The sequence below is a fragment of the Corynebacterium frankenforstense DSM 45800 genome, from assembly GCF_001941485.1.
GTDB classification, from domain to species: domain Bacteria; phylum Actinomycetota; class Actinomycetes; order Mycobacteriales; family Mycobacteriaceae; genus Corynebacterium; species Corynebacterium frankenforstense.
This window is the reverse complement of sequence record NZ_CP009247.1, coordinates 1849340-1861472: the sequence shown is the minus strand read 5'-3', so window position 1 is coordinate 1861472 and position 12133 is coordinate 1849340. Positions and strand designations below refer to the sequence as shown.

Here is a 12133-nt window from a genome sequence, read left to right as displayed (position 1 = left end):
GACTGAACCGGCGGAAGGACCGAGGCCCCGGGTCACACTGATCCGGGGCCTCTTCCGTGTCTCTTGCGTGGCCGTGTTTCTTCCGCGGCGCGGGACGCCCGCGAAGGTCGAGCGCGGCGCGGGGCGCGTGGACGTCGGCCCCAGTACCCCGGCGCCGGTCGGTCACTCGGGGGAGCCCGGACCACCCGGTTCCTCGAGCTCTCCCGGCTCCCCGGCCCCCTCGGGCTCGGGCAGCTCGCAGCCCGAGGCGATCCGCGCGGCGGCGCGCGCGACGGGGAGCGTCTGCAGGGCCGCGGTGCCCAGCCCGAGCGGGGCGTTCATGGCGAAGAGCGCCTGCAGACCCAGCCGCCGCAGCGCCAGCAGGTGTGCCGGCGCGGGCGTGAGCCTGCCGGCCAGCAGCCACTCGCGGGTCCCGGGGGCCAGCGAGTCGGCGCACACGGCCGCCACGGCCGAGGCCGTCGTGTCCAGGATGACCGGGGTGCGCCGCACCGCGGCCTGCGCGATGAACCCGGCGGCGGCCACCAGGTCGCAGCCGCCGGCCACGCGCAGCACGTCGCCGACGGAGTCCGCCACCTCGCGCGCCCGGAACATCGCGTCGCGCAGCACGGTGACGTTGCGCGACCAGCGCCGGTCGTCGGTGCCGGTGGCGCCGAATCCGAAGAGTGCCACCGGCTCGGTGCGCGTGACGGCGCCCAGCACGGCCAGCGCCGCGGTCTCCGCGCCCACGCCCAGCACCGCGGTCGAGAGCACCCCGCGGCCGCGGTCGACGGCCTCGTCGGCCAGGTCGCGGCCCAGCTCGAGGGCCGCCTGATACTCCTCGGCGGTCATCGCGTCCTCGACGTCGATGAACCCGCAGCCGTTGCGCACGCGCTCGCTGGCGTCCACGCCGTCGACGGTGCCGCGCAACGCGACGTCGACGAGCCGGACGTGGCAGCCGGCGGCCTCGGCGAAGACGGTCGTCGGCGAGGCGCCCGCGGCCAGCGTCTCGGCCAGGCGGCGGGTCGCGTCGGCGCGGTGCCAGGCGCGGAAGCGGTCGGCGACGCCGTGCTCGGCGGCGAAGACCACGAGCTCGGCCTCGCCGATCTCACCGGGCGGGACCTGACCGGAGCAGGCGGCGAAGAAGGCGGCGACGTCGGCGAGCCGACCCAGCTCGTCCACGGTCACCGGGGAGGCCGGGGAGGCGGCGTTGCGCAGCAGGCGCCGCATCCGCCGGTAGGCGGCCGTGTCGGGTGCGGTCACCTCGCCGAAGGTCACCGGGCCCGCGGCGGAGGCGGAAGGGACCTGGCCGGTGGAACCACCGGGGGCGTCGGAAATCGGGTCAGCCACGCCAGACTCCTAGACGTTCGCGCCGATCTCCACGCGCGGGCGCGGGGTGCGCCAGCGCCGCGGCTGCGTGGCGCGCGAGTAGGCGTACATGCCCAGCCCGAAGCCGGTCGCCGAGGTGCCGGGGAAGCGGTCGCGCACCGCGGCGTTCGCGCGGCGGCCCAGCCAGACGCCCTCGAGGAAGAAGATAACGATGAGCGCCATGGCGAACAGCGAGGCCGCGGCCGCGATCTTCGGAGCGGCGTTGGAGATCAGCATGAACACCAGCAGGATCAGGGCCGCGGGCATGACGTAGTTGTTGGCGAAGCGCCGCGCGTCGACCCAGTCACGCACGAAGCGGCGCTCCTCGCCGCGGTCGCGCTCGAGCAGGTAACGCTCGTCGCCGGCGTCCATGCGCGCCTGCGCCTCGCGCTGGCGGGAGCGGTTGGCCTCGCGCTCCTTGCGCTTGTGCTCCTTCCACTCCTCCTTGGTCATGGACGCCTTGAGCTTCTTGCGCTCGGCGCGGGCCTGCGCCGGAGTCGTCGGCGCCATGGACTCGCCGCGGATCACGCCACGGGCGAGCTCCTGGTCGCGACGCTTCGGGGTCGCGTGCCCCTTCTTCGGGGTGTAGCCGGGGTCGTGCTCGGCCTTCTCTGCCTGGGCCGCGGCCTCGTCGGCGGCGTCGGCCTCGTGGCCCGCCTCGGCGGCCGTGGCGCCGGTGTCGTCGTTCTTCTGCCAGGGGAATTTCACGCCCACCAGGTTACAAGCCGCGCACGGCGAAGTGGCTGCGGGGCCGGGACGGTGTTTTCTCCGGGTGGAGACGGGTATGGTTTAGCGCAGTGGGGCCGCCGCCCGGCCCGGCACCCGGACCAGCGCCCGGGTCACCGCCGGAGTCGGAGCACCCGCCGGGCAGGGACCGGCCCCGAAGTGAACGTCTTCCAGTTTTCCAGGAGCTTGCCATGACTGCACCGTCCACCGAGACCGGCGTGACCCTGACCGACGCCGCCGCCGCGAAGGCGAAGGCCCTGCTCGAGCAGGAGGGCCGCGACGACCTCTCCCTGCGCATCGCCGTCCAGCCCGGCGGTTGCGCCGGCCTGCGCTACCAGCTCTACTTCGACGACCGCACCCTCGACGGCGACAAGGTCGACGTCTTCGGCGGCGTGAACCTCGTCGTCGACCGGATGTCCGTGCCCTACCTGGCCGGCGCGACCATCGACTTCGCCGACACCATCGAGCAGCAGGGCTTCACCATCGACAACCCGAACGTCGGCGGTTCCTGCGCCTGCGGCGACTCCTTCCACTGACATGTGCCCGCGCGGCGTCGTCAATTGACGACGCCGCGCGCCGACGCCGGGCGGTACCGCCCGGCGTGGGTGGATGCGCGCTGCGCGCGCGAAAAACCCGGCGTTCCTGTGACGGGGCGCCGGGTTTTTGTGTGCCCTGGCCCGGACCCGGCCCGGGGTCGGTCGGGGCCGGGGGAGCGGGTCGGGACCCGGCGGGTGCCGGGCCGGGGGAGCGTGCAGCTAGATGTCGACCGGATAGTCCGGGGTGTCGATCTGCGGTTGGATGCGGTCCTCGACGAAGATGCCGTGCCAGATCATGAAGGCCAGCACCGTCCAGATGCGCCGCGAGTGGTCGGAGACGCCGTCGCGGTGCTCCTTGAGCATCTCCAGGACGGCCTTCTTGTCGAAGATGTCCTCGGTCTGCGAGGCGTTGATCTGGTCCTGCGCCCAGCCGTAGAGCTCGTCGCCGGCCAGCCAGTGGCGCATCGGCACCGGGAAGCCCAGCTTGCGGCGGTGCAGCACGTGGGCCGGGACGATCTGCTCGAGGGCCTTGCGCAGCGCGTACTTGGTCGTGCCGTGCGAGACCTTCAGGTCGTAGGGCAGCGACTCGGCCACCCGGAAGACCTCCTTGTCCAGGAACGGCACGCGCAGCTCCAGGGAGTTGGCCATGTTGATCTTGTCGGCCTTGACCAGGATGTCGCCGCGCATCCAGGTGAACAGGTCCAGGTGCTGCATGCGCGCGACCGGGTCCATGTCCTGCGACTGCGCGTAGATCGGGCGGGTGACCTCGCGGTGGTCCCACTCGCGCTTCGCCCACGGGATCACGCGCTGCATCTGCTCGAAGTTGAAGGAGCGCGCGTTGCCGTAGTAGCGGTCCTCCATCGGCATGGTGCCGCGCTCGAGCAGTGACTTGCCCTTCATGCCCTCGGGCAGCACGGTCGAGAGCTTGCGCAGCCCCTTGAGCAGGGGAGAGGGCATCTTCTCGAAGGGCTTCAGGGAGAGCGGCTCCTTGTAGATGGTGTAGCCGCCGAAGAGCTCGTCGGCGCCCTCGCCGGAGAGCACGACCTTGACGTGCTTGCGCGCCTCGGCGGCGACGAAGTACAGCGGCACCAGGGAGGGGTCGGCGACCGGGTCGTCGAGGTACCACATGATCTTCGGCACTGCGTCCGCGTACTCCTCCGGGGAGACGATCTTGACGTGGTGCTCGACGCCGATGGCCTCGGCGGACTCGGCGGCGACGTCGACCTCGGAGTAGCCCTCGCGCTCGAAGCCGGTGGTGAAGGTCAGCAGGTCCGGGTTGTGGCGCTTGGCCAGCGCGGCGATCGCGGTGGAGTCGATGCCGCCGGAGAGGAAGGAGCCGACGGTGACGTCCGCGCGCATGTGCTTGGCCACGGAGTCCTCGAGCACGTTGGCGATGCGGTCGAAGACCTGCTGCTCGGAGTCGTGGGCGACCGGGGTGGTCTTGAACTGCGGGCGGAAGTAGCGGCGCTGGACCAGCACGCCACCCGGGGTCAGCGTGGCCGAGCAGCCCGACTCGAGGCGGCGGATGCCGGTGTGCAGGCTCTCCGGCTCCGGGACGTACTGCAGGTCGACGTAGTGCTCGACGGCACGGCGGTCGATGCTGAGGTCGGTGCCCATGTCCTCGGCGAGGGCGAGCAGGCACTTCTTCTCGGAGGCGAAGGCCGTGCCGGCGGGCGTGGTGGCGAAGAACAGCGGCTTGATGCCGAACTGGTCGCGGGCGAGGAACATCGTGCGCTTGCGGGCGTCCCACACCGCGAAGGCGAACATGCCGCGCAGGTGCTCGACGACGTCCTCGCCCCACAGGTGGTAGCCGGCGACGATCGTCTCGGAGTCACCGGTGGTGTGCAGGGGCAGACCGGCGGCGGCCAGCTCCTCGCGCAGCTCGATGTAGTTGTAGATCTCGCCGTTGAAGGTGAGCGTGTAGCGCTGCGGGTCGTCCTCGGGGCCCCACACCAGCGGCTGGTGGGAGTGCTCGAGGTCGATGATGGACAGCCGGTTGAACCCGAAGACGACGTCCTCGTCGTTCCAGGTGTCCGTGCCGTCGGGCCCGCGGTGGCGCATGCACGGCAGCGCCTCCCGGACGGCGTCGACATGGGTCGCCGCCGACCCGTCGGAGGTCAGGAGGCCGAGCAGACCGCACATAGGGCAATGGTTCCTTCCTGAGGGGGACAGGTTCTTTCCGTCCGATGATGGCACGAGGGCGCGACGCGGGCCTAAAGGCGCGCCCGCCCGGCCCGCCCGGGCCGTGCAGTTCCGCCCGGAGTCGCGGGCGGTCCCGGACGACCCGGGACAGGGGTGCTGAAACTTTGAGGTGGCCCGGCTACACCCGAAAGGATCCCCACACGGGTGCAAACTTCCGATTGATCTCTGCCTACGTCCCCCAGATGTGCGCGCGCGGCGTTAGGCCTGACACCTGTGCAATCGTCTCACCTGTGCAAATACCGGCATTCTCACGGTCGGGCATCAGCGTGGTTTCAGCTCGGGTATCGACTATCCTCCTGATTAGGAACGTTGAGATGTGTCCTCTACAGCTGCGTAGAAAAGAAAGGCAGACACACGTGGAACAGCGAAACAGGCGGGGTCTCGGCCGGAAGGCCGCGGTCGGCGCGCTGATCGGCGCCGCCGGCATGACTCTCGCGGGCTGTGACGTCCAGCCCCCGGAGCCGGTCTCGAACCTCCTGCACATGGGGTGGCCGGAAGGCATCACCCCGGAGGCTCACGAGATGTACAACTTCTGGATCTGGGTCTGGGTCGTCGCCTGGACGATCGGCATCATCATGTGGGGCATCTTCCTCTGGGGGATCTTCCGCTGGGGTGCCAAGCGCGCCGAGAAGAACGGCAAGGGCGAGTTCCCGAAGCAGCTCCAGTACAACATCCCGCTGGAGCTCGTGCTGACGGCCGTGCCGATCGTCATCGTCATGGCCCTGTTCTTCTTCACCGTGCAGACCCAGCAGAAGGTCGTCGCGATGGACAAGGACCCGAAGGTCGCCGTCGACGTCACCGGCTTCCAGTGGAACTGGAAGTTCGGCTACGCCGAGGTCGCCGCGGACCTCTCGCCGACCGGCCAGGACTGGGACGGTACCGACGAGGAGCGCCAGGCCCAGGCGGACGCCAGCGAGTACGACCGCGACGAGAACGGCGAGATCAGCACCGAGCACGGTGACAACCCGATCCACGGCCGTTCGAAGAAGGACCTGTCCTACCTCGACTACGACACCGTCGAGACCCTCGGCACCACCGAGGAGGTCCCGGTGCTGGTCCTCCCGACCAACACCCCGATCGAGTTCCGACTCGCCTCCGGCGACGTCTCCCACTCGTTCTGGATCCCGGAGTTCCTCTTCAAGCGCGACGTCTACGCGCACCCGGACGCGAACCAGCAGCAGCGTGCCTTCCAGATCGAGGGCATCGAGCAGGAGGGCGCCTTCGTCGGCCGTTGCGCCGAGATGTGCGGCACCTACCACGCCATGATGAACTTCGAGCTGCGCGCCGTGTCGCCGGAGGACTTCACCGAGTACATGAAGTTCCGCACCGAGAACCCGGAGGCCCCGAACTCCGAGGCCCTCAAGCACATCGGTCAGGAGCCGTACGCGACCTCGACGCACCCGTTCAACTCGGACCGCACCGGCACCCGCGAGGGTGACAACGCCGTCGACCACAACCAGAACGCGTAAGGGGCGAGGAGAAGAGCAATGAAGGCTTCAGCAAAGATCATGTACGGGCTGTCGGCGTTCCTGCTGCTGATGCTCGTGATCTACATCTTCGCGACCATGTACGTGCAGGACGACGGCTACGTCCGCGGCCTCGAGTGGGCCGGCGTGGTCGCCCTGACCCTCTCCTTCGGTCTGACCACCATGCTCGGCGTCTACCTCCACTTCACGGAGCGTCACGTCGACGTCCTCCCCGAGGACTGGGAAGAGGCCGAGATGGAGGACGGCTCCGGCGTGCTGGGCTTCTTCAGCCCGAGCTCGATCTGGCCGCTGGCCATGACCGGCGCGATCCTCGTGCTGGGTCTCGGCATCATCTACATGCACTACTGGATGATCGCCCTCGGCGCGGTGCTGCTGATCTACACCGGCGCCATGATGAACCTCCAGTACGGCGTGCCGAAGGAGAAGCACTAGAGGCCTGACGCCCGGGCGGGCACCCGCCCTGGCACGGCCACGCAGCTGTCGGCCCGGCACCCGTCGCCGGGCCCCGAGGACCGGGCCCCGGTTACCGTGACACACGGAGACCGGGGCCCGGTCCTTTCGCTTGCCGACGTCCCGTCGGTCACCGTCGCCGGCACCGTGCGGGTGGGCGTAAAGGCCCGGGCGTTGTCGCGTGACGTTTCGATGGCACGGATGCGCGCCGGCGGTGTACGTCGCGCAGTGTCGTCGGCAATCGGGGTGGCGGCGCGGACGGTGAGGATGCGCGCCTGCGCCGTTCCGCGCGCGGCGTCGGCAATTGGGGCGCGGGCGCCGACGGTGAGAATTCGCGCGCGCCGTTCCGCGCGCGGCGTCGGCAAGCGGGGTGTGGACGCCGACGGTGAGGATGCGCGCCTGCGCCGTTCCGCGCGCGGCGTCGGCAATTGGGACGGCGGGGGAGGAGAGAGGGCTGACGTCACGCCCGGACGTGCACCCGTCGTGGTGGCTCCGGGGGACTGCGGGACCCCTCGGGAAAGCCAGACGGCCCGGTCAGGGGCGCAAAAGAGGTCCGGGCGGAAAGGATGAGACACGGGGTTGGGCACGTGCTCGTCTGAAAGAATGATAAGCGGGGGTTAGCCGAAAGTAGGAGAACCCCGAACCAGTTCCCGAAAAAACTATGAGGTATATCACGCTGTAATGGCTTGCGGAACGGGTGCAAATCTGAGGCCTGAAAAGCTCAAACTGGTTTCCGGGTGGGAAACTCCCGGCCGGGTCCGGAATGTTCGTTCATGACCTGCGTCGATGAGTGGTCGGATGCGGGGACGAAGAAGTTCCCGTCGGCCCCGATGAAAAATTTCCGGGCCCGCGGGTCGTGTCAACCTGAAAACGCCCTGTGAGGGAGGTCCGTGGAGTGGGGGATACGACGTGACTGGCCCGTGGATTCCAGCCATACTTGAGGGCGTGACGAGCGCAATTTCTAACCCAGGTGCGACGGAACGCGAGCGCGTGCCGGCGCTGAACCGACCGAACATGGTCAGTGTCGGCACCATCGTGTTCCTTTCGCAGGAACTGATGTTCTTTGCCGGACTGTTCGCGATGTACTTCACCGCGCGCGCCAACGGCCAATCGGGTGACTGGGAGTACCAGACCAGCCACCTGACCGTGTGGTACGCGGCGGTCATCACGATCATCCTGGTCTCCTCCTCGGTGACCTCGCAGTTCGGCGTCTTCGCCGCGGAAAGGGGTGACGTTTACGGACTGCGGCGCTGGTACGCCGTGACGATCCTCCTCGGCGTGATCTTCCTCTGCATGCAGGGCTACGAGTACGCCGAGCTGATCATGGAGGGCGTGACGATCCCGAGCAGCGTGTTCGCCTCGGTCTTCTTCATCACGACCGGCTTCCACGCCGCCCACGTGCTGGCCGGTGTGGTCGCCTTCGTGGTCGTGCTGCTGCGCGTCGCGAAGTCGAAGTTCACGCCGGCGCAGGCGACCGCCGCCATGGTGGTCTCCTACTACTGGCACTTCGTCGACGTCATCTGGATCGGCCTGTTCCTCATCGTCTACGTGATCCAGTAGACGGGGCCGCCCCGGGCGCCTTCACTGCGGCACCCGCGGCCCCCGCCGAAATCAGCGACCAAGACTCTGAAAGCTAAAGGGAAACGATGGATACCACTCCCAAGAACCCCGCGCAGGCCGCGGAAGCGCCCGCGCCGGCGAAGAAGACGCGCTCGCGTCGTCGCGCGCGGCGGGCCGTCGGCGGTGCCCTCGCGCTCACCATCGGCCTGACCGGCGCCGGCGTCCTCGCCAGCGCCCTCACCCCGGACGCGCAGCAGGCCACCGCCCAGCAGGATGATCAGGCGATCATCCAGGAGGGCAAGGACATCTACGACGTCGCGTGCATCACCTGCCACGGCGCCAACCTCCAGGGTGTGCCGGACCGCGGCCCGTCCCTCATCGGCGTCGGCGCCGGCGCGACCTACTTCCAGGTCCACTCCGGCCGCATGCCGATGATGTCGAACGACGCCCAGGCCGAGCGCAAGACCCCGCGTTACACCGAGGACCAGGCTCTGGCCATGGCCGCCTACGTCGCGGCCAACGGCGGCGGCCCCGAGCTCGTCTACAACGAGGACGGCTCGATCGCCATGGAGGAGCTCCGCGGCGCGAACTACGACGGGCAGATTCAGCCCGAGGACGTCGCGCGCGGCTCCGAGCTCTTCCGTCTGAACTGCGCCTCCTGCCACAACTTCACCGGTCGCGGCGGCGCGCTCTCCTCCGGTAAGTACGCCCCCGAGCTCGACCCGGCCAACGAGCAGGAGATCTACCAGGCCATGCTGACCGGCCCGCAGAACATGCCGAAGTTCTCGGACCGCCAGCTGTCCGCCGACGAGAAGAAGGACATCATCGCCTTCATCAAGTCGGCCAAGGAGACCCCGAACCCGGGCGGCTGGTCGCTGGGCGGCCTCGGCCCGGTCTCTGAGGGCTTCTTCATGTGGTTCGTGGGCCTGATGGTCCTCATCTCCGCTGCTATCTGGATTGGAACGCGCTCATGAGCGACAAGAACAACACCTACACGGAGCGCGAACTCGAGGCGATGAGCAACGACGAGCTCGCCCGGCTGGGCACCGAGCTCGACGACGTGACCGTCGCCTACCGCAAGGAGCGCTTCCCGGTCGCGAACGACCCCGCCGAGAAGCGGGCCGCGACCCTGCTGAACGTCTGGCTGACGATCGCGATCGTCTCCGGCCTCGCCTTCCTGGCCGTCTACCTCTTCTGGCCCTGGCACTACAAGGGCCACGGGGACGAGGGCCTGTGGATGTACACCTTCTACACGCCGCTGCTCGGCCTGACCGCCGGTCTGTGCATCGTGTCGCTGGGCATCTACCTCGTCCAGTTCCAGAAGAAGTTCATCCCCGAGGAGATCTCGGTGCAGCGCCGTCACGACGGCCCCTCCGACGAGGTGGACCGCCGCACGATCACCGCGCTGCTGAACGACTCCTGGCAGACCTCCACCCTGGGCCGCCGCAAGGCGATGCAGGGCCTGCTCGGCGTCGGCGCCGTGGTCGCCGGTCTGGTGATCATCGCCCCGCTGGGCGGCATGATCAAGAACCCGTGGAAGCGCCGCGAGATGGACTACCACGGCGACGGCACCCTGTGGACCTCCGGCTGGACGCTGCACGAGAAGGGCGTCAAGCTCTACCTCGGCCGCGACACCGGTGCGGTCGCCGAGGAGCACACCTCGGACACCGGCACGCACATGACCACCCAGGGCATCTCCCGTCTGGTCCGCGTCCGCCCCGAGGACCTCGCCGCCGGCGGCATGGAGACCGTCTTCCCGCTCGCCGAGGAGGACGTCAACGACGGTGACAAGTACGACAAGAAGCGTGACGTCTACGAGCACCACATGCACTCCATCCACGGCCCGCGCAACGCGGTCATGCTGATCCGTCTGCGTTCCCAGGACGCGGCTCGGGTCATCGAGCGTGAGGGCCAGGAGGACTTCCACTACGGCGACTACTACGCCTACTCGAAGATCTGCACCCACATCGGCTGCCCGACCTCGCTGTACGAGGCGCAGACCAACCGCATTCTCTGCCCGTGCCACCAGTCGCAGTTCGACGCGCTGCACTACGGTAAGCCGGTCTTCGGTCCGGCCGCCCGTGCGCTGCCGCAGCTGCCGATCACCGTGGACGAGGAAGGTTACCTCGTCGCGGAAGACAACTTCGCCGAACCTGTCGGCCCGGCCTTCTGGGAGCGTGAGTCCTAATGAGCAACAAGCTCGCCGAAATCGGCAACAACATCGACTCGCGGTACACAGCCGCGGCCGGCATGCGCCGGCAGATCAACAAGGTCTTTCCGACGCACTGGTCCTTCCTGCTCGGTGAGATCGCCCTCTACAGCTTCATCGTCCTGCTGCTGACGGGTGTCTACCTGACGCTCTTCTTCGACCCGTCGATCACCAAGGTGATCTACGACGGCGCCTACCTGCCGCTCAATGGCGTCGAGATGTCGCGCGCCTACGAGACCGCCCTGAACATCTCCTTCGAGGTGCGCGGTGGCCTCTTCATCCGCCAGATGCACCACTGGGCGGCCCTGCTGTTCATGTTCTCGATGGTCGCGCACATGCTGCGCATCTTCTTCACCGGTGCGTTCCGTCGCCCGCGTGAGGCCAACTGGATCATCGGCTGCACCCTGCTGATCCTCGGCATGGCCGAGGGCTTCATGGGCTACTCCCTGCCGGACGACCTGCTCTCCGGCGTCGGCCTGCGCATCATGTCCGCCATCGTCGTCGGCCTGCCGATCATCGGCACCTGGCTGCACTGGCTGATCTTCGGCGGGGACTTCCCCTCCGAGCTGATGCTGGACCGCTTCTACATCGCCCACGTGCTGCTGATCCCGGCCATCCTGCTCGGCCTCATCGCCGCGCACCTGGCCCTGGTCTGGTACCAGAAGCACACCCAGTTCCCGGGCGCCGGCCGCACCGAGAACAACGTCGTCGGCATCCGCATCATGCCGGTGTTCGCCGTCAAGTCCGTCGGCTTCGGCCTGCTGACCTTCGGCGCCCTGGCCCTGATGGCCGGCCTGACGACCATCAACGCGATCTGGAACCTGGGGCCGTACAACCCCTCGCAGGTCTCCGCTGGTTCGCAGCCTGACATCTACATGCTGTGGACGGACGGCGCGGCCCGTGTCATGCCGGCCTGGGAGCTCTACCTCTTCGGCTACACCATCCCGGGCGTGTTCTGGGTGGCGCTGCTCGCCGGCGCCATGGTCGTCCTGCTGATCGCCTACCCGTTCATCGAGAAGAAGACCACGGGCGACGACGCGCACCACAACCTGCTGCAGCGTCCCCGCGACGTCCCGGTCCGCTCGGGCCTGGGCGCCATGGCCCTGACCTTCTTCATCCTGCTGACTCTCTCGGGCGGCAACGACCTGATCGCGTTCCACTTCCAGATCTCGCTGAACGCGATGACCTGGTTCGGCCGCATCGGCCTGCTGGTCCTGCCCCCGATCGCCTACTTCGTCACCTACCGGATCTGCATCGGTCTGCAGCGTTCCGACCGCGAGGTCCTGGAGCACGGCATCGAGACCGGCACGATCCTGCAGATGCCGAACGGTGCCTTCATCGAGGTCCACCAGCCGCTGGGCCCGGTCGACGAGAACGGCCACCCGGTCCCGCTGCCGTACGCCGGCGCCAAGGTGCCGAAGCAGCTCAACCGCCTCGGCTTCGCCGACAGCGAGACCACCGGCATCTTCTCCGCGGACCCGGAGGACATCCAGCGCCGCAAGCGCGAGATCCGCAAGGAGAACGAGCGCGAGGAGCACCAGATGCTCGAGCGCCTCAACGAGGCCAACCGCGAGGCCGACCGGTCCCGCGGCGAGGACGTCGACCACTAAGCGTCGAGC

The 12133-nt window shown here is 68.6% G+C and carries 10 protein-coding genes; 7 read left to right on the top strand and 3 right to left on the bottom strand.

The genetic code is table 11. The features are described from left to right. Window positions 1-162: 162 nt before the first annotated feature. Window positions 163-1326 (bottom strand): nicotinate-nucleotide--dimethylbenzimidazole phosphoribosyltransferase, encoded by a 1164-nt coding sequence (locus CFRA_RS08150; RefSeq protein ID WP_083666910.1) that lies wholly within the window; start codon window positions 1324-1326, stop codon window positions 163-165. A gap of 9 nt (window positions 1327-1335) precedes the next feature. Then, complete coding sequence (locus CFRA_RS08145; RefSeq protein WP_075664961.1) at window positions 1336-2052, bottom strand: DUF3043 domain-containing protein; 717 nt, start codon at window positions 2050-2052, stop codon at window positions 1336-1338. 209 nt (window positions 2053-2261) lie between these two features. Here CFRA_RS08145 and CFRA_RS08140 point away from each other — a divergent pair, with 209 nt between their 5' ends. Further along, on the top strand, window positions 2262-2606 hold the full coding sequence (locus CFRA_RS08140; protein WP_075664237.1) for a HesB/IscA family protein: 345 nt from the start codon (window positions 2262-2264) through the stop codon (window positions 2604-2606). A gap of 219 nt (window positions 2607-2825) precedes the next feature. On the opposite strand, the gene asnB is transcribed toward CFRA_RS08140, so the two are convergent. Then, window positions 2826-4748 (bottom strand): asparagine synthase (glutamine-hydrolyzing), encoded by a 1923-nt coding sequence (gene asnB, locus CFRA_RS08135; protein ID WP_075664236.1) that lies wholly within the window; start codon window positions 4746-4748, stop codon window positions 2826-2828. A 416-nt stretch (window positions 4749-5164) separates the two neighbouring features. Between asnB and ctaC the strand changes: the two genes are divergently transcribed. The 6 genes from ctaC to qcrB all read left to right on the top strand — a co-directional run bounded on the left by ctaC (window position 5165) and on the right by qcrB (window position 12124). Further along, the gene (ctaC, locus tag CFRA_RS08130; protein WP_075664235.1) at window positions 5165-6277 is read left to right on the top strand and encodes an aa3-type cytochrome oxidase subunit II; all 1113 of its coding nucleotides are present in this window, start codon (window positions 5165-5167) and stop codon (window positions 6275-6277) included. An 18-nt stretch (window positions 6278-6295) separates the two neighbouring features. After that, window positions 6296-6727 carry an aa3-type cytochrome oxidase subunit IV gene (gene ctaF / locus CFRA_RS08125; RefSeq protein WP_075664234.1) on the top strand — a complete coding sequence of 144 codons (432 nt, stop codon included), beginning with the start codon at window positions 6296-6298 and terminating at the stop codon, window positions 6725-6727. 963 nt (window positions 6728-7690) lie between these two features. Beyond that, the gene (gene ctaE, locus CFRA_RS08120; protein ID WP_075664233.1) at window positions 7691-8305 is read left to right on the top strand and encodes an aa3-type cytochrome oxidase subunit III; all 615 of its coding nucleotides are present in this window, start codon (window positions 7691-7693) and stop codon (window positions 8303-8305) included. Between the two features lie 86 nt (window positions 8306-8391). Beyond that, window positions 8392-9279 (top strand): cytochrome bc1 complex diheme cytochrome c subunit, encoded by an 888-nt coding sequence (gene qcrC / locus CFRA_RS08115; protein WP_075664232.1) that lies wholly within the window; start codon window positions 8392-8394, stop codon window positions 9277-9279. Continuing rightward, entirely contained in the window at window positions 9276-10493 is a 1218-nt protein-coding gene (gene qcrA, locus CFRA_RS08110; protein WP_075664231.1) for a cytochrome bc1 complex Rieske iron-sulfur subunit, read from the top strand. Before qcrC ends, qcrA begins: the two co-directional genes overlap by 4 nt. Beyond that, window positions 10493-12124 (top strand): cytochrome bc1 complex cytochrome b subunit, encoded by a 1632-nt coding sequence (qcrB, locus tag CFRA_RS08105; protein ID WP_075664230.1) that lies wholly within the window; start codon window positions 10493-10495, stop codon window positions 12122-12124. The genes qcrA and qcrB overlap by 1 nt, the downstream gene beginning before the upstream one ends. Window positions 12125-12133 lie beyond the last annotated feature (9 nt).

What these genes read in the sequence shown, in the direction of transcription:
- qcrB (WP_075664230.1), top strand. Translation starts at nt 10,493, where the DNA reads ATGAGCAACAAGCTCGCCGAAATCGGCAACAACATCGACTCGCGGTAC.
- qcrC (WP_075664232.1), top strand. Translation starts at nt 8,392, where the DNA reads ATGGATACCACTCCCAAGAACCCCGCGCAGGCCGCGGAAGCGCCCGCG.
- asnB (WP_075664236.1), bottom strand. Translation starts at nt 4,748, where the DNA reads ATGTGCGGTCTGCTCGGCCTCCTGACCTCCGACGGGTCGGCGGCGACC.
- qcrA (WP_075664231.1), top strand. Translation starts at nt 9,276, where the DNA reads ATGAGCGACAAGAACAACACCTACACGGAGCGCGAACTCGAGGCGATG.
- ctaF (WP_075664234.1), top strand. Translation starts at nt 6,296, where the DNA reads ATGAAGGCTTCAGCAAAGATCATGTACGGGCTGTCGGCGTTCCTGCTG.
- CFRA_RS08140 (WP_075664237.1), top strand. Translation starts at nt 2,262, where the DNA reads ATGACTGCACCGTCCACCGAGACCGGCGTGACCCTGACCGACGCCGCC.